The following is a 17,809-nucleotide window of genomic DNA, read 5'->3' on the forward strand; positions in this document are numbered from 1 at the left end:
GTGCGCCGCTGGTGGCGTTCCGATTCGCTGTGGCAGTCGCACGATGAGCGTTACGACGCCGACCAGGTGGCGATCATCCCAGGTATCGCGGCTGTTGCGGGTATCACCAAGGCAAATGAGCCGGTGGCTGAGCTGTTGGAGCGCTTTAACGCTGCCACGATTGCCCAATTGGAGAAGGAGGGCGCGGAGGTCGCGGAAGCGCAGCAGTGCCCGGGCAAGCGTGTTATCAACGCTTCCGGTACGTACTGGGCGGGCCGTCACCAGACCTCGCTTATTGCCCGCCTGGGTGACGTCGATGCGTGGGAATTCGGTGAGGTCAACGGCCGTAAGCAGGCCACTCATGCCCCAACCGGTGCCACCTTGGTGCCCGAAGACGATGAGCATGTGGTGTTGACGGTTCCGTTGGCTGGTTCCACCGCATTTGGCACCACTGCGGATTTGAATATTCGGTTGACGCTGCCGAAGGATGCCCCAGCTAACGCGGTTCCGCAGGTGACGCGGGCCGACGCCGAGGCGGCGATGACGAGCTTGGCGACGATTGCCGCTGGTGGGCAGATCGGTGAGAATACCTCCGGCGTGGCCCGGTGGAAGACCACCCTGTCGGCTGAGGATATCGCCGATTACGTCAATGTCACCGCCGGTCACTTGCCCGGCAGCATCGTTCCGGCTGGCACCGCCCCTGATGTTTTGGTGGGACGTTCCTGGCCTGCGATTTTCGCCGCGGTGCAATCCGCAGTCATTCCGGGTACCGATTCCGCCTCCGTGGTCGAAGGCATGCTAAGCCTGGTGCACCTGGAGCACCACATCACCATGATCGGCGAGGTTCCGAATCCGCAACCGGGTGAGGTTATCGATTTGGAGATTACCGCACAGGCGGAGGAAGTCGCCGACACCGAAATCGGCCGCATCGTCTTGATCCGCGCCGAGATCACCGCCGACGGTGCCCCGCTTGCAAAGCTGTCTGAGCGGATGGCGATTCGCGGTCGGCGCGGCAACGCCACCGCCCGCACGAACACCTCCGTGCTGCCCACCCACGAGCATGCGCCGCGTTCCTTCCGGGCGTATGCCAAGGTCACCGCGCCGGAGTCGATGCATTCCTTCGCCGTGGTTTCCGGCGACCGCAATCCGATCCACGTCTCCGATACCGCTGCGGCATTGGCTGGGCTCAAGGATGGTGTGATCGTGCACGGCATGTGGACCTCCGCCATCGCGGAGTTGTTGGCCGCCGGTGGTTATTCGGATGAATCCGTGACCACCACCCCGACGAAGGTGGCGGAATACACCGCGACCATGCTGGCACCTATCCTGCCGGGCGCTGAGGTCGAATTTGTGGTTGAGCGGACCGGAATCGACACCCGCCCCGGCCGCGGCGAAGTGCGCGAAGTAACCGCCACCGTTGATGGGCAAGTGGTTTTGACCGCCACCGCCACAATGGTCGCGCCGGAAACGTTCTACGCATTCCCCGGCCAGGGCATTCAGTCACAAGGCATGGGCATGGAATCACGTTCCAAGTCGGCGGCCGCACGTGAAGTGTGGGATCGTGCCGATAAGCACACCCGCAGCAAGCTGGGCTTCTCGGTGCTGGAGATCGTTCAGAACAACCCAACCGAGGTGGTTGTCGCGGGCGAAACATTCACCCACCCGAAGGGCGTGCTGTTCCTCACCCAATTCACCCAGGTTGCGATGGCATGTTTGGGTGTGGCGCAGATCGCTGAGATGCGGGAAGCCAATGTTCTCAACCAGCGGGCGTTCTTCGCTGGACATTCGGTGGGCGAATACAACGCCCTGGCCGCCTATGCAGATGTGCTGTCCCTTGAAAACGTCGTGGAAATCGTCTACCAGCGTGGCCTGACCATGCACCGGTTGGTTGAACGCGACGCTGAGGGCAATTCCAATTACGGTCTGGCGGCCCTTCGCCCCCACAAGATGGGATTGACCGCCGAAAACGTCTTTGATTTCGTGGCCGATATTGCACGCAAGTCGGGCGAGTTCCTCGAGATCGTCAACTACAACCTCGCCGGTATGCAATACGCGGTGGCCGGTACCTTCAAGGGACTCAAGGCACTCGAAGCTGCCTGCGAGGAGGCCGCGCCGGGTCAGCGGGCATTCATTCTGATCCCAGGCATCGACGTGCCGTTCCACTCCAGCCACCTGCTTGGTGGGGTGGACGCATTCCGCGCCACCTTGGACGATTTGCTGCCTGCCGAGGTGGAACTGGACATCCTGGTCGGCCGCTATATTCCAAACCTGGTTGCCCGTCCGTTTGGGCTGACCCGCGACTTTGTCGAGTCCATTCTGGATGTGGTGGATGCGCCGATCATCAAGGGCATCCTGGCTGATTTCGATGTTGAAGTGCGCAGCCCGAAGCGCCTGGCGCGTACCTTGTTGGTGGAGCTTCTAGCCTGGCAATTCGCTTCGCCGGTGCGGTGGATCGAAACGCAGGACTTGCTGTTGCGCTCCGTCGAAAACGGTGGGTTAGGTGCCGAACGGTTCGTGGAAGTTGGTGTCGGTTCCGCCCCAACCCTGGCGAATATGATGGCTCAGACCGCAGCCCTGCCGCAGTACGCGGGTACGCAGGTGGAGATCCTCAACGTCGAACGCGACCGGGGCGTGGTATTCGCCTCCGACGAAATCGTGCGCGAAGTGGCAGAAGCCGAGCCAGCAGAAAGCACAGAAACCGAAACCGCCGCCGCACCCGCAGCAGCACCTGCCGCTGCGGAACCAGCCCCGGCGGAAGCACCAGCAGCTGCCCCAGCGCCCGCCGCTCCGGTTGCGGCTGGTACGCCAAGCGACATTTCGTTTAGCCCAGCTGATGCCACCGCTATGCTTATCGCGCTGTGGACGAAGGTGCGCCCGGATCAGATGGGTGCCTCGGATTCGATCGAAACCCTGGTGGAGGGCGTTTCCTCCCGCCGTAACCAATTGCTGTTGGACTTGGGCGTGGAATTTGGGCTAGGCGCTATCGACGGCGCTGCGGATGCGGAGCTTAATGACCTGTACGGCACTGTCACCCGCATGGCAAAGGGCTATTCCGCCTTCGGCCCGGTTCTGTCTGAAGCCGTGGGCGATGCCCTACGCCGCCTGACGGGCCCAACCGGTAAACGCGCAAACTACATTTCCGAACGGGTCACCGGTGTGTGGGGATTGGGTCAAGGCTGGGCAGACCATGTGGTCGCCCAGGTGGTCATCGGCGCCCGTGAAGGTGCGTCGCTGCGTGGCGGCGACTTGGCAACACTGAGCCCTGCCGCACCAAGCAACGCCGGTGAGCTCGACCAGTTGATCGACGCGGCGGTGCAGGCTGTCGCGGCTGAGCAGGGTGTTGCCGTTGCTATGCCAGGTGCCGGTGGCGGCGCTGGCGGCGGAGTTGTTGATTCCGCAGCTCTGGGCGAATTCGCCGAGCAGGTCACCGGTAAAGCTGGTGTGCTTGCCGCAGCCGCCCGCACCATCTTGAGCAACTTGGGCTTGGACGCGGAACCGTCCAAGACCCTGTCACTGGATGACGCCGACGCAGACGCCGCCCTGTTTGAGCTCGTATCCCGGGAATTGGGTTCCGACTGGCCACGGCAGATCAAACCACGGTTCGATGAGAATCTTGCGGTGCTTATCGACGACCGCTGGGCCAGCGCGCGTGAAGACGTTACGCGGGTCGCTGTGGGTGAGATCGCCCCTGACGCAATCGACGTGACCGGTGCTGGTGAGCAGGTTGCCCGCCAGGCGGAGTACTTCGGTCTGACCGAACTCGCCGCTCAAGCACGTGATGAGCGTGCCCTGGAATTCGCCGATGACGTGGCGGTTGTTACCGGTGCGTCCCCGAATTCCATCGCCGCCAGTGTGGTCAAGCGGCTCTTGGCCGGTGGGGCGACGGTGATCGCCACCACGTCGTCGTTAAGCCACGACCGGTTGGGCTACTACAAGAAGCTGTACGCGGAATCGGCACGCGGAACTGCGGCGCTGTGGGTGGTCCCTGCCAACCTGTCCAGCTTCAGTGACCTAGACGATCTGATTGCGTGGGTTGGTTCCGCGCAGACCGCCACCGTCAACGGCGCGTCCAAGCTAGTCAAACCGGCGCTCAAGCCAACCCTGCTGTTCCCGTTTGCCGCACCGCGCGTCTCCGGTTCGCTTGCCGACGCAGGCCCGGTCGCCGAGATGCAGATGCGTCTGCTGCTGTGGTCGGTGGAACGTTTGATCGCGGGCTTGTCCACCATCGGCACCGATACTCATGTCGGGCGCAGGCTGCACGTGGTGCTGCCCGGCTCGCCGAACCGTGGTCGCTTCGGTGGCGACGGCGCATACGGTGAATCCAAGGCAGCACTCGACGCCCTGGTTACCCGGTGGAATGCTGAACCCGCATGGCAACCACACACCTCGCTGGTGCACATGCTGATCGGTTGGGTCCGTGGTACCGGCCTGATGGGCGGAAACGACCCACTTGTTGAGGCTGTTGAAGCTGCTGGTGTGACCACCTATTCCACCGAGGAAATGGCAGATCTTTTGGTCGCCCAGATCGCCACCGACGTTCGGGCAACCGCTGCGCAGTCGCCAGTGACAGTAGACGTCACAGGTGGATTGGGTGAAACCGACATCGACCTGCCTGGTTTGGCACGGCAATTGGAGCACAGCGCTGCGACACCGGAAACCGAAGAAACCGACACGATCGAGGCACTGCCAACCCCATACCGCCCGGTTGCCGAGACCACCCCGGACTTCGCCGGCCAGGTTACCCAAGACCTGGACGATATGGTTGTCATCGTTGGTGCCGGTGAGGTCGGCCCGTGGGGTTCTGCCCGTACCCGCTTCGACGCGGAATTAAGCGGCAGCCTCACCGCCGCTGGTGTTACCGAACTGGCGTGGAGCATGGGTCTTATCCACTGGGATACCGACCCAACCCCAGGCTGGTACGACCAGAACGACGACCCAGTCGCTGAGACCGAAATCTTCGACCGCTTCCACGACGAAGTGCTCGGTCGGGTGGGCGTGCGCCGCTTCCACGACGACTTCGGCATGGTCGATAACCTGGCTCCGGAACTGACCCAGGTGTACCTGGATCACGACCTCACCTTCAATATCGCCGATAAGGCTGCCGCGCGGACCTTCGTGGAATCCGATCCGGAACTGACCACCGCGGCATTCGATGAGGATTCCGGCGAATGGGTTATCACCCGCAAGGCCGGATCGGTGGTGCGGGTGCCACGTCGAATGGCGATGAGCCGGTTCGTCGGTGGCCAGATCCCAGAAGGATTCGATCCTTCGGTCTACGGAATCCCCGCCGACATGGTCGATAACCTCGACCGGGTGGCGCTGTGGAACCTGGTCGCCACCATCGATGCGTTCCTGGCTTCCGGGTTCAGCCCGGCGGAATTGCTCGCAGCAATCCACCCAGCGCGCGTGTCCTCTACCCAGGGCACCGGCCTGGGTGGCATGCAGTCCATGCGGTCGCTGTACCTCGATGGTCTCATGGCTGAGCCGCGCCAGAACGATATTCTGCAGGAAGCCCTGCCGAACGTCATGGCAGCCCACGTCATGCAGTCCTATGTGGGCGGCTACGGCCAGATGATCCACCCAGTCGCCGCCTGTGCTACTGCCGCTGTTTCGGTGGAAGAAGGCTTTGACAAGATCAAGCTGGGCAAGTCTGACTTCGTGGTCGCCGGCGGTTTCGACGATCTGTCCATCGAAGGCATCACTGGCTTCGGTGACATGGCGGCCACGGCTGACTCCGGTGAAATGGCAGCCAAGGGCATTGAGGAGCGCTACTTCTCACGCGCCAACGACCGGCGTCGCGGCGGCTTCGTCGAATCCGCCGGTGGTGGCACCGTGCTGCTGGCTCGCGGTAGCTTCGCTAAGGAAATGGGCTTGCCTGTACTTGGTGTGATTGGCTTCGCGGAATCCTTCGCGGACGGTGCACATACCTCCATCCCGGCCCCTGGTTTGGGTGCATTGGGTTCCGCCCGCGGTGGTACCGAGTCCCGGTTGGCGAAGCAATTGGCCGAAGTGGGTGTTGTTGCTGACGACATCAAGATTGTTTCCAAGCACGACACGTCTACCACGGCGAACGACCCGAACGAATCGGATCTGCATGAGCGCATTTCCGCTGCAATCGGCCGCAGCTCCGGTAACCCGCTGTATGTGATCTCGCAGAAGACCCTGACTGGTCACGCGAAGGGCGGTGCCGCTGCCTTCCAGCTGATCGGCCTGACCCAGGTTCTGCGTTCCGGCATGGTTCCGGCGAATATGTCCCTTGACTGTGTGGACCCGGTGCTGGCGCAGCATGAGCACCTGGTGTGGCTGCGTCGCCCGCTGGACCTGTCGGCGCAGGCACCGAAGGCTGGTCTGGTCACGTCCCTTGGCTTCGGCCACGTCTCCGCCCTGGTGGCCATCGTTCACCCGGCTGCCTTCAAGGAGGCAATCCGGGCGGCAGATGGTGCAGCCGCTGCTGCCGAGTGGGCGGATAAGGCTGCTGAACGTGAAGCCGCAGGCTTGCGCACCATCGTTGCTGGTATGCACGGCGGTAAGCCGCTGTTCGAGCGCCCTGTCGACCGCAACCTAGGCGCTACGGGTAATGCCGCGAAGGAACGTGAAATTGCGATCCTGCTCAGCGACAACACTCGGCTTGTCGACGGCGTCCTCACCGTCGTCAAGTAGTTAAGCCAAAGACTAAGCTGATGGTTTCCCACTTCCGAATAAGTAGTGGGCAACCATCAGCTTTTTTACACCTGTTCCCAACGTGCGCCTTGGGGCGTTGACAAGCATCACAACAGGTTTCTGGAAGAGAAATCCATGCAATAAACCCAGTCGAAGTATCTGCAACCATCGGTTTCTCTCCACCGGCAATCCACCCACAGCTCGAAGGCCAATGATAGGCATTCTTTTAATTCCGCATCGGATAGTTCCGGCCAATCGCAGCTGACCGTCGCAGCATCTCCAAAACGAAAAAATCAGGCGGCTGGGAAATGCACTCCTCTGAGTCCAGCACAACCTACACCAGCGGGGTGGGGATTGTGCGCAGCGTTTCGAAATCCCGCAGCTGTGCCTCATAATTGTTCATCAAGGAGTTAAGCATAATGCAGCCGTTCAAACTGAGGCATAACCTGTGGGAAATCGAATTCGAGGCATTCAATCCTGCGGCTTTAGCCACCCTGAATCCGCGTTGTGAACTCGCGCCAAATGCTGACCTGTGGTTCATCACCTACGAAGGCTGTGAGTTTGTTTTCGTTAACGATCTCGATTACGGGCCTTGTGTGCGTTTTTTCGACTGGTCGCACTATAAGCTGGCACAGCAATTGGTTAACATGCTTACGAAACCAACTGCGGGAAACCAGCAATAAAAGGGGTACTAAAATTATGCAAGCCGGGTGCCGCTTATGTATTCCAGCAGGGTGGAGAGCGTTCGCACCATTTCGTAATTCTGTAGCTGTGCCTCGTATTTGTTCATCAAGGAGTTAGCATAATGCAGCCGTTCAACCTGGGCCATGACCTATGGGAAATCGAATTCGAGGCATTCGACCCTGTGGCTTTAGCCACCCTCAATCCGCGGTTCGGGGTCGCGCCAAACGCCGACCTGTGGTTCATCACCTACGAAGGCTGTGAGTTTACCCTCGTCGATGATATTTACAGCGGGCCCAGTGTGTTGTACTTTGATCGATCTCATCGCGAATTGGCACAGCAATTAGTTAATGTGCTCGCGAAACCCGTTGTGGGAAACCCCAACACCACGGTTGTGGAAGAATAGCCACCATGAGCCCCACCCCGTTCGTTGGCATCGACTTGGTGCATATTCCCAGCTTCGCGGAGCAATTGGCGCAACCCGGAAGCAGATTCGAGTCTGTGTTCAGCCCGTTGGAGCTACGCATCGCAGCCACCAAGCCCCGCCGGGCGGAACACCTCGCTGGGCGGTGGGCGGCAAAGGAGGCCTTTATCAAGGCCTGGGGGCAATCCCGCTATGGAGCACCGCCGGTAATCAGCCCGGAGGAGGTCAATTGGGCGGAGATTCAAGTAACCCCGGATCGGTGGGGGAGAACCCAAATAGTGCTCACCGGGAAACTAGCTAGCCACGTCACTGCCGATGTCATCACGGTGAGCATTAGCCACGATGGCGACTACGCCACCGCAATTTGTGTGTTGTAGCAAGGCTTGCGCCTTTCGGGGAGGGCGTGGTGGGTGCTTAAATCCGTTGCCCTTTGGTCTTGGTATTGTTGGGGCGAGTTTTCCTCCAATTCGTCGTAAGTCAAGCATGGCTGCTGTCGGTAGCCGTAGCTTTTGCGCCTAAATCTTCGCGTGTACGGGGGAATTGCTTTGTCTAAAAAATGAGACTTCGGCGTTGTAGCTGCGAAGTGCGTAGGTGGGGTTGTGACGGTACGTTTTCGCTTTAGCAAAATTGGAAAAGCGTAATCTTTCAAACACTCCGCTGCAATCATGGATACTAGAATCAGAAACAAAACCTAAGGTTATGTTTCTGGCAACGGAGGTGAGCAGTGAGCATTCGAGTACCGATCAAACGACAAGTCCTTGAATGGGCAATCGGCAAAACTGGCATGCCCATTTCTGAGCTTTCTCAGCTGCCAGACTTCAAGAAGATCACGTCGTGGCTTGATGGCTCCCAACAGCCCACGCTTCGTCAAGCAAAAGCGCTGGCAGATAAAGCACATACTCTTTTTCCCTACTTGCTTCTTGAGCAACCGATTGAAGAAGAAGTTGATCTTCCAGATTTTCGCACCGTAGGAAGTGTAGGGGTTAAGAACCCAAGTGCCGACCTCAAGCAAGTTATTGAAGATTGCCGTGGTCGACTTGATTGGTATGTGGAGTACGTCCAAGAATTTGATATTCATCAGGAAGAAACTCTTCCAACGTACACCCTAGAATCAAACCCAGAACAAGCAGCCCGAGAGGTTCGAGACCGAATGGGATGGGAACCAGGGCACTATGCTTTGGGTGACAAAGCTGTGACACAACTTTCGCGGTTCATTGAGAACACAGGCGTGCTTGTCATGCGAAGCTCTGTGGTTCGTAATAACACCCACCGCCCGCTTGATCCGGAGGAATTTCGAGGCTTTACCCTCGTAGATCGCGGGTTCTCGCTAATTTTTGTCAACGCGAAGGACACGAAAAGTGCTCAGCTGTTCAGCCTGGCTCATGAGCTTGGTCATGTGCTGCTAGGGGAACCTGGCATATCTGGGGAAGAAATAGATGGGGCACCCGACATTGAACGATGGTGCAATCGTTTTGCGGCGGAGTTTTTGATCCCAGCCAGTTACTTCCGACAAATGTGGAGAGAATTCCCTAATGAAGCGGATGCAATTGCCACGATTGTGCACAGGCTTGGGGTAAGTCCTGCGGCCGCAGTGTGGCGTGGGGTCGACCTCGGGCTAATCAACCGAGAAGATGCTCACGAGCTTATCGAGGAATGTAGTTATTCTGGCCCCATCAAAAAGCCAGATGGGGGAAACGGGATCAACAATATGCGTCCCAGAATCGGTGAGCGGTTCCTTTCAGCTGCTGCTGATGCTGTCGGGACGGATCTTCTGTCACTGAGGGATGCCATGTACTACCTAGGCGTGAATAAGGAAGGGGCTGCTCGTAGTCTCTTGGATTCTGTGAGAAAGGCTGCTGCCTAATGTATCTGATAGACGCGAATGTGCTCATGACAGCAGCAGATACTCACTATCCCGAAGACGTTGTTCCCAGTTTCTGGTTGCAAATTTTAGATCTCCTAAATTCCGGTGAAGCCAAGATCCCGCAATCTGTTTACGACGAACTGATTGCTTATCAACAAAAGTGGCTTTTCCAATGGGTAAAAGACAATGTTGTAACCCATGATCATGTGCTTGAAGAAGACCTAGATCAGATATTGAATCTGGCCAAAGTAACCGAGTGGGTCACGAATCAAAGAAAGCCCGAATATAGAATCCACAGCCGAGAAAAATTCCTAGCAGGCGCTGATCCGAGAATTATCGCCGCTGCTATATCCAAGGGAGCAAAAATTGTGACGTATGAGAAAGCAACTAGTGATCCGAACACCAGGAAAGTCAAGATTCCCGAGGTCGCAGCTGAGTTCAACGTTGCATGTATGAGCCCCATCGAAATGTTTCGAGCCTGTAAAAGAAAGCTATAGTTTGTCTTGTCCCTAACTCTTCCACACGTATTTAAGCCTTGTGGATGAAAAGCTTGAGCTACTCTCGCGTGATAAGTGGAACCAGGCTTGCGCTATTCGGGGGAGGGGTAGGCGAGTGCTTGATGCGGTGAACTGTGAGCTTGGTTTTGTTGAGGTGAGTTTCCCTCACTAATTCGTCGTAAGGCAGGTTCGACAAGTCAAGATTAATCCGTTGCCACCGCAAACAGGTACGCCACCAGCATCCGTTTGATCTCAGCAACGGTTCCTGCGAAGGCTTCTTCCGAAGCGTCGGTAATTCCCACCGCGTAATTCAGCAGCGACACCAATGTGTGGACCAATAACCCCGCCATGTTGCGCCGCTCCGACTCGGCGGCATGGGGCGATAGTGGTTCCAAAACCCCAGCAAGCAGCGCTAATACGGGCTGTTCGGTGGCGGCGGCGGTTGCCCGGGTCGCCGGGGTTGATTGCACGGCGTGCCACACGGCGCGCCGGGAGGGGTCGGCCCGCCACATGTCGGCGAAGTGGTCGATCATTTCGTCCAAAATGTCGGGCCATTGCAGGGCGGGGACTTGTTGGGCGAAGTGTGTTAATTCCGCCACGGTGGCGGCGGTGTCTTCTCGGTCGAGTTCGCAGATGAGCACGTATTTATTGGCGAAAAACTGATACAGGGTGCCGATTGGGACCTCGGCTCGTTTGGCTACTTCGTCGAAAGTAAAGGACTCGAAACCGGCGTCGACAAGCACCGAACGGGCTGCCGCGAGAATTCGGGAATACCGTTCCCGCGATCGTTTCTGCGCAGGCCGACGCCGAGGCTGAAGGATAACCTCAGCCTCGGGGGAATCTTCCTGCATGTGAGTCATGGTTTTTAAGCGCTTAGCTCCTTGATTACGCGGGCCACGTGCCCGGTGGCACGGACATTGTACATGGCGTTGGCAATTGTGCCGTCGGCGTCGATAAGGAATGTGGAACGAATAACGCCTTCCACGATCTTGCCGTAGTTTTTCTTCTCACCGAACGCGCCGTAGGCTTTCATGACTTCCTTGTCCGGGTCGGAAAGAAGCGGGAAATTAAGCTCATGATCTGCGCGGAACTGGCTGAGTTTTTCTGGGGAATCGGGGGAGATACCCACCACGGCGATCCCAAGGTCGTTGAATTGCGCCAGCGAATCGCGGAAATCACACGCCTCTTTGGTACAGCCGGGGGTGTTGGCGCGCGGATAGAAATACACCAGTACCTGCGAACCGCGGTAGTCCTTGAGGCTGGTGGTGCCGCCAGAGTCGTTGGTTAACGTAAAATCTGGGGCTTGAGTGCCGATTTCCAAACGCAGGTTTTCAGTCATGCGCTCAACTTTACCTGTTTAACCATTTTTCCTCGGATTCCGACTAAGGTGTTAGAGGAAAACAAAACCTCATTGAAAACTTTTAGGGAGTGTTCCGTGGCACGCAACATTGATGACATCCAGCGCGAAATTGAGCGCACTCGCCGCCAGCTGGCGAAAACCCTGGACGAGATCGCCGACCGTGCCAAGCCGCAAAACATCGTTGACGATGCTAAAACCAACCTCGCAGCGAAGCTCAAGCAACCAGAGGTGCAAAAGATCGTGATGGGGGTTGGCACCGTTGTGGTTGGGCTCATCGCCGTGGGAGTTTTGCGTTCCCGCAAACGGCGCAAGGACCTGAAAGAGTTGCAGCAACTCCTCGCCGCCCGCTAGGCGCAGACTTTTGCTTTTCGACGCCGCAGCGTTGGCGCGTCGAAAAGCAAAAACTCACGCTAACTGACAGCCGCTTCCCACCATTTCCTGCAAAGCGGCTTCGCTGCTCTCAGCGCCCACCCCGACGCAAAGATCGGTGAGAACCTTCACCTCAAAGCCGCTTTTCAGCGCATCCAGAACGGTCGCCCGCACACAGTGATCGGTGGCGATCCCGCACACATCAATGATGGTGATGTCGTTTCGGTGCAGATAGTCGGCCAGCATCTCGCCCGACTCCGTCGCCCCCTCAAACCCCGAATACGCAGCTGAGTGCTGGCCTTTAAACACCACAGCATCGAACTGCTCCGCGACTGGCGCTAAGCCCGGATGGAAATCGGCGCCCGGCGTATCGGCTACGCAATGCGGCGGCCAGGAATCCACGAAATCTGGTTCGGCTGAGAAGTGATCGCCCGGATCAATATGCCAATCCTTGGTGGCAACCACCTTGTGGTACTTCCCTTGGCTTTTAGTCACATGCTCCGCAATAGCTGCGGCTACATCATCGCCGCCGGTAACGGCCAAGGAACCGCCCGGGCAGAAATCATTTTGGACATCCACAATAACGAGAGCTCTCATGGCACCACAGTTTAAACACCTCGGAGGTTTTGCGCAGGACAATTATTTTCGGCGTGGCGATGGTGGGGTTACGTAATGATTAGAGAAGACATAAGGTTGAGTGGGGGTAGGCGGAAGCGGCAGCCCTTGCCCCTGCACAATGTATTCTTCCAGTAGTTTTAGGATGGTTCGTTTAGGAAGCTTGAATAAGATTTGATAATTCTAGTATTGTTTGGCGTGTAAGCCAGGTTTGAGTCAATTAAATGGCAAGAATAACCCGGGCAGCAACTCCAAAACCCACGTTAATTCGTGGGTTTTCGCGTTACAGATGAAAAGAGGAAGGGCATGCTTCTGGCATACATAGATGAAATTGGTCAGCCAGGAGCTTTCGTGGATCTAAACCACCCAAGATATAGTGACAGCCCCGCATTTGGATACGGCGGATTCATCATCTCAGAAAAATATGCGCGCGAATTCGCTGCTTGCTTTGAACATAACAAAAGAACGCTGTTTGCTTCTGAAATACCCAAGGACATTGATCCGGGAAGATGGGAGAAAAAGGGGGCCAATCTTCTGTATGCAAAAGTAAATGAAGAGCGTCCTCAAAATTTGCGTGTACTTTGTAAACTCGTCCATAAACTAGTTAAGGATTTTCGGGGGCAGTTATTCTACTACGCGGAAGAAAAGCCGTTGGGAACCCCAAAGGAAACAAATTGTGGAAAAGAAGAGTATAGCCTGCGTGAAGAAATTTGCATGCGTGAGACATTGAATCGGCTTGCTAGGTTTGCGGATCAGCAATCTGAACAGATACTTGTGTTGATGGATCAAATAAATGAAAAATCTCGTCAGCAGCGACTGCCTATTATGTATTCGCATATTTTGGGTAGAGCCACGAAACATGAAGATATGCGGCGAATAATTGAGCCGCCGATGCATGTCGACAGCAAGCTTTCGGCGAATATTCAATTTGCCGACTGGATATGTGCACTCGTAAAAAGAGCAATTGAGTATCAACTGGTCGAACACTCGAGATATGAATGGCTCACCAAGGTTAATGACTTAAACAAGGTTCGTGGGAATTTTACGCATGAATCAAAACTGCATCTCTATGAACATCCAATTGATGATTTACACCATTCAGAAATTTTGCGTACTAGGCGGGCGGTTATAGATCCAATCCTTGAACGTAGACGTTTAGATGCCGCTAACAGTGCTAAGCTCCAACAGATTTGGAAAGCGACATATCAAGCAAATCTGAAATCGACGAACAAGTAAGGTGGGGTTTGGCTAACCTGAATATTGCAAAGTGTGTGGTTGAGATCTAAAAAGATAACTGGGTTGATTGTGGCTCTCATCCCAAGCTTCGCTAGAAAATAGATAAATCAAAACCCCACCAATCAGCTTTAAAGCTCATTAGTGGGGCATATTGTGCGCCATCAGGGACTCGAACCCCGAACCCACTGATTAAGAGTCAGTTGCTCTACCAATTGAGCTAATGGCGCGTATGTTGTTCATGCAAACACATCAGTGCTTGTCGGCAACGAAGAAAACAATAACAGTAGTTGTGTATTAAAGTAAAATCCCCAGTTCAGTGGGTGTTTTGTGTGAAGGTTGCTGGGCGGGGAGTCGTGGTGTGCAACTGCGGGGATTGTCGGGGCTAGGGCGGGGGCAACGAAAACCGGTAAGTAGTGCAACTGCTGCTAACGTGCAATGATTTTAGATCGATGTTTTAGTGAGAGGTTGGAACTGAGGTTTCCGCTGGTAACAATATGACAACGGAACATTGATAAGTAGGGCTCAATGTAAAAGTGTTGTTTAGGATTGGATGTCAGCTCTTAGTTGTTTCATCAACCAATCAAGTCAGGTTGCATAAGTTCAAGACAGGAAAAGACGAAAAGTATGGGAGTATCGCACAGGGCTGTCAAGCATGTGTGTGTTTCAGTCGTTTCTAGCGCTGCATTGCTTCTTGGAGCGTGCACGATCAATTCCGAGGTTGGTGCGGAAGGAAGCGTTGTGCCTTCCAGCGCACCGGTCACCTCAGCAGCGGCAAAGCCGATGCCGCCAGAGGTAAGCGTCAAAAACGGCGCTACCGGTGTTAATCCGAAAGACCCGGTGACCGTCAAATCTGTCGGTGAGGGTTTGAAATCGGTGGAAATGACCAACGAAGACGGCAAGGTGATTAAGTCCAAGCTGTCGAAGGATGCCATGTCGTGGACGAGTGACGAGCCGCTAGGTTTTAACCGCTCTTATAGTGTGGTGGCCACCGATAAGAACGGCAAAACCACAACGACAAAGTTCCAAACCATCACCGCAAACGTTTTGGCGGAAAATTCGTTGGCGCCGTTGGACGGTTCCACCGTTGGGGTGGGGCAAACCATCGGTGTCCGTTTCGACACGGTGGTGGGGAACCGGAAGGCAGTGGAAAAGGCCATCAAAATCACCACTGAGCCGAAAGTGGAAGGTGCTTTCTACTGGATTTCCAGCCAGGAAGTTCGGTGGCGGCCGAAGGAATACTGGAAGTCAGGCACCAAGGTGGACGTGCATGCTGACTTGTACGGCGTGAAAGTTGGCGAGGGGATTTACGGTGCTAACGGCAATAAAGCATCATTTACCATCGGCGATCATGTCGAAGCAGTGGTCGACGACAACACCAAGACCATGACCGTGTATAAAAACGGCGACAAGGTAAAGTCCATGCCGGTATCCCTGGGGTCGGGGCAGTGGCCGACGCCAAATGGTGTGTACATCATTGGCGATGAATACCCGAACTTGGTAATGGACTCCACAAGCTACGGGTTGGCATTGGAAAACGGTGGCTACCGCACCCCGGTGGATTTCGCCACCCAGATGTCATATTCGGGCATTTTCGTCCACGCCGCGCCGTGGTCTGTGTGGGCGCAAGGCAATACCAACGTGTCGCACGGCTGCGTTAACGTTAGTACCGAGAATGCTGGTTGGTTCCAGAACTTCGTCAAACGTGGCGATATTGTCGTCGTGAAAAACACCGTCGGCGAGACCCTCAGCGGCTATGACGGGTTGGGCGATTGGAATATCGACTGGGCGACCTGGAAGAAAGGCAACGCCGACGACGTATAACGGCCTAAGTATGCGTCAACGTGAGGGCGTCGTAAAGCAATGTGTGCAACAAAAGCTTTACGACGCCCTCTAGTATTGAGTCCATGTCTCACCGTATTTTCCACACTGCAGTCGCGGATGTTTATCCCCACTATGTCGCCAAAGCTGAAAAGAAGGGGCGCACTAAATCCGAGGTTGACGAGATTATTTGTTGGCTGACTGGTTATTCGGAGGCCGACCTTCGGCATCATCTCGATGCGAAAACGGATTTTCGGGGTTTCTTTGAGGCGGCACCTGCGCTTAACCCGAATCGGGAACTGATAACCGGAAGCGTGTGTGGAGTGAAAGTCCAAGAGGTGGTTGATCCCCTCATGCGGCTTATTCGGTACCTGGATAAACTTATCGACGAACTAGCCAAGGGCAAAGACATGGCGAAAATCTTGCGGAAACCCTAAATCCTCGCAACACCACAACTGTGTGTGGTGACGCGACATCAAGGTTGGTTATATATGCAAATAACCCGATTCACCTGCATGAATCGGGTTATTTTGTTAGGGGTGGCTGACGGGGCTCGAACCCGCGACACCCAGGATCACAACCTGGTGCTCTACCAGCTGAACTACAGCCACCATCGCTGTTTACGCAGCGAGAACAATAATAACCCACGAACCTAAGATTGCAAAAACTGCTGGTAGCGGGCGGTCGCCTCGGCTTTGGCGGCCTCGCATTCTTCGGCGCTGGGGTCGGATATGAATAAGCTACGCCGGTAGTATTCCAATTCCTGGATGGACTCAACAATATCGGATAATGCCCGATGCGACATTCCCTTATCCGGCTGGTTGAAATACACCCGCGGCGCCCAACGCCGCGCCAATTCTTTAATGCTGGAAACGTCAACCATCCGGTAGTGCAGCGCCGCATCTAATCGAGGCATTTGCTCCCGAATAAACGAACGATCCGTGGCGATGGAATTTCCCGCCAACGGTGCTGGGTGCTCTGGGTCGCAGTGCTGCTCGATCAACGCCAAAACTGCGTCCTCCGCCTCTGCCAAGCTGATCGTCGATGCCCTGATTTCATTAGTGAGCCCCGAACTGCGGTGCATCTCGGTGACGAAATCATCCATCTTCGCCAATTGTTCATCGGTGGCGTTAATGACCAGATCCACCCCCTCGCCGAGAATATTCAAATCTGCATCCGTGACGAGTGCGGCGATCTCCACGATGGTGTGCTGGTGAATGTCGAGACCGGTCATCTCCAAGTCAACCCACACCAGGCGATCGTTTTTAGCTGGGGTACTGTCGTTCATAACTTACTACTTTAAGCCACTTGCTTATCGACGTTCCCACCGCACCTCACCGTAGGTAACAATTCTTCAGGTCAGGGTGATGTTTTCACGGCGACAAACCGGGTAGGGTGGAGGAAGCAAATTCACCCCCAATCTGGACATAAGGAATAACCAATGGCACTTCCCGCACCATCAATGTCGGCCCGGGCGCTCGTAACCGGCGCCAGCCAAGGAATTGGAATGGCTATGGCCCGCGATCTCGCGGCGATGGGGCATAACCTCATTCTGGTTGCCCGACGCGAAGATGTGCTGCGTGAGCTTGCCGACGACTTAGAGCGCAAACACTCCATCATCGCCGAGGTGTATCCCTGCGACCTGGCCGAAAAACCGCAATTGGATCGGCTGATTGCCGATATCAAGGATCGGGAGATCAATATCATCGTCAATTCTGCCGGAATCGCCAGCTTCGGCCCGTTCATTGAGCAGGACTTCAATTACGAAACCAAGCAATTCGCGCTGAATGCCACTGCCGTTTTTGAACTCACACATGCGGTGCTACCCGGCATGATTGAGCGTAAAAGCGGCGCTATCTGCAACGTGGGCTCGGCGGCGGGAAACATGCCCATCCCCAATAACGCCACCTATGTGCTGACCAAAGCCGGGGTTAATGCGTTTACCGAGGCGCTGCATTACGAATTGAAGGGGACCGGTGTTAGCTGCACGCTGCTCGCGCCGGGGCCGGTCAGGGAAGCGGAAATTCCGGAATCGGAGAAAAGTATCGTCGATAAGGTTGTCCCGGATTTCTTATGGACAACCTACGAATCTTGCTCAAAAGAAACTCTTGACGCGATGGCGAAGAACAAACGACGCGTCGTTCCCGGCCCGCTGTCGAAAGCCATGAATGCGGTCTCCTCGGTTGCCCCGACGGCGGTTCTCTCACCCGTCATGGGGTGGTTTTATCGCAAGATGGGATAAATTTTAAAGTTTTTCGCTAACTCATGGAACCAAACGGGGTCCTGGGTGAGTCCAAGAATATATA

At 55.8% G+C, this 17,809-nt stretch carries 15 protein-coding genes and 2 tRNA genes; 11 read left to right on the top strand and 6 right to left on the bottom strand.

Features of this window, described 5'->3' with window-relative positions; all coding sequences use genetic code 11:
- The 6 genes from Q4D85_RS12400 to Q4D85_RS12425 all read left to right on the top strand — a co-directional run.
- Positions 1–6,639, top strand: a 6,639-nt coding sequence (locus Q4D85_RS12400; protein ID WP_303200836.1) for a type I polyketide synthase, incomplete at its 5' end; no start/stop codon positions are given.
- A 419-nt stretch (positions 6,640–7,058) separates the two neighbouring features.
- The gene (locus Q4D85_RS12405) at positions 7,059–7,322 is read left to right on the top strand and encodes a hypothetical protein (protein ID WP_303200838.1); all 264 of its coding nucleotides are present in this window, start codon (positions 7,059–7,061) and stop codon (positions 7,320–7,322) included.
- Positions 7,323–7,444: 122 nt separating this feature from the next.
- Positions 7,445–7,726 carry a hypothetical protein gene (locus tag Q4D85_RS12410; protein WP_303200839.1) on the top strand — a complete coding sequence of 94 codons (282 nt, stop codon included), beginning with the start codon at positions 7,445–7,447 and terminating at the stop codon, positions 7,724–7,726.
- 5 nt (positions 7,727–7,731) lie between these two features.
- Positions 7,732–8,121, top strand: a complete 390-nt coding sequence (locus tag Q4D85_RS12415; RefSeq protein WP_303200842.1) for a holo-ACP synthase — start codon at positions 7,732–7,734, stop codon at positions 8,119–8,121.
- 347 nt (positions 8,122–8,468) lie between these two features.
- Complete coding sequence (locus Q4D85_RS12420) at positions 8,469–9,608, top strand: ImmA/IrrE family metallo-endopeptidase (RefSeq protein ID WP_303200843.1); 1,140 nt, start codon at positions 8,469–8,471, stop codon at positions 9,606–9,608.
- Positions 9,608–10,105: a DUF4411 family protein gene (locus Q4D85_RS12425; RefSeq protein WP_303200845.1), complete on the top strand. Its 498-nt coding sequence runs from the start codon at positions 9,608–9,610 to the stop codon at positions 10,103–10,105. The genes Q4D85_RS12420 and Q4D85_RS12425 overlap by 1 nt, the downstream gene beginning before the upstream one ends.
- Before the next feature lie 203 nt (positions 10,106–10,308).
- Here the strand turns inward: Q4D85_RS12425 and Q4D85_RS12430 are convergent, their stop codons facing one another.
- Entirely contained in the window at positions 10,309–10,956 is a 648-nt protein-coding gene (locus Q4D85_RS12430; RefSeq protein ID WP_303200848.1) for a TetR/AcrR family transcriptional regulator, read from the bottom strand.
- 14 nt (positions 10,957–10,970) lie between these two features.
- Positions 10,971–11,444 (bottom strand): thioredoxin-dependent thiol peroxidase, encoded by a 474-nt coding sequence (bcp, locus tag Q4D85_RS12435; protein WP_303200850.1) that lies wholly within the window; start codon positions 11,442–11,444, stop codon positions 10,971–10,973.
- Positions 11,445–11,540: 96 nt separating this feature from the next.
- On the opposite strand from bcp, the gene Q4D85_RS12440 reads away from it, so the two are divergent.
- Entirely contained in the window at positions 11,541–11,816 is a 276-nt protein-coding gene (locus Q4D85_RS12440; RefSeq protein WP_303200852.1) for a DUF3618 domain-containing protein, read from the top strand.
- A gap of 54 nt (positions 11,817–11,870) precedes the next feature.
- On the opposite strand, the gene Q4D85_RS12445 is transcribed toward Q4D85_RS12440, so the two are convergent.
- Positions 11,871–12,431, bottom strand: coding sequence for a nicotinamidase (locus Q4D85_RS12445; protein WP_303200853.1), 561 nt, complete (start codon positions 12,429–12,431; stop codon positions 11,871–11,873).
- A gap of 324 nt (positions 12,432–12,755) precedes the next feature.
- Here Q4D85_RS12445 and Q4D85_RS12450 point away from each other — a divergent pair, with 324 nt between their 5' ends.
- On the top strand, positions 12,756–13,685 hold the full coding sequence (locus Q4D85_RS12450; protein WP_303200856.1) for a DUF3800 domain-containing protein: 930 nt from the start codon (positions 12,756–12,758) through the stop codon (positions 13,683–13,685).
- Positions 13,686–13,839: 154 nt separating this feature from the next.
- On the opposite strand, the gene Q4D85_RS12455 is transcribed toward Q4D85_RS12450, so the two are convergent.
- Positions 13,840–13,912: transfer RNA gene (locus tag Q4D85_RS12455), tRNA-Lys, on the bottom strand.
- A 397-nt stretch (positions 13,913–14,309) separates the two neighbouring features.
- Between Q4D85_RS12455 and Q4D85_RS12460 the strand changes: the two genes are divergently transcribed.
- Entirely contained in the window at positions 14,310–15,506 is a 1,197-nt protein-coding gene (locus Q4D85_RS12460; protein WP_303200859.1) for an Ig-like domain-containing protein, read from the top strand.
- 83 nt (positions 15,507–15,589) lie between these two features.
- Complete coding sequence (locus tag Q4D85_RS12465) at positions 15,590–15,940, top strand: DUF2200 domain-containing protein (protein ID WP_303200860.1); 351 nt, start codon at positions 15,590–15,592, stop codon at positions 15,938–15,940.
- A gap of 101 nt (positions 15,941–16,041) precedes the next feature.
- Here Q4D85_RS12465 and Q4D85_RS12470 read toward each other — a convergent pair.
- Positions 16,042–16,114 (bottom strand) — tRNA-His (locus Q4D85_RS12470).
- Positions 16,115–16,155: 41 nt separating this feature from the next.
- Complete coding sequence (gene orn / locus Q4D85_RS12475) at positions 16,156–16,791, bottom strand: oligoribonuclease (RefSeq protein WP_303200862.1); 636 nt, start codon at positions 16,789–16,791, stop codon at positions 16,156–16,158.
- A 153-nt stretch (positions 16,792–16,944) separates the two neighbouring features.
- On the opposite strand from orn, the gene cmrA reads away from it, so the two are divergent.
- Positions 16,945–17,745 (top strand): mycolate reductase, encoded by an 801-nt coding sequence (cmrA, locus tag Q4D85_RS12480; protein ID WP_303200864.1) that lies wholly within the window; start codon positions 16,945–16,947, stop codon positions 17,743–17,745.
- Positions 17,746–17,809: the final 64 nt, after the last annotated feature.

Origin of the sequence: Corynebacterium sp. (genome assembly GCF_030532965.1) — a bacterium.
In the GTDB taxonomy this organism is placed as follows: domain Bacteria; phylum Actinomycetota; class Actinomycetes; order Mycobacteriales; family Mycobacteriaceae; genus Corynebacterium.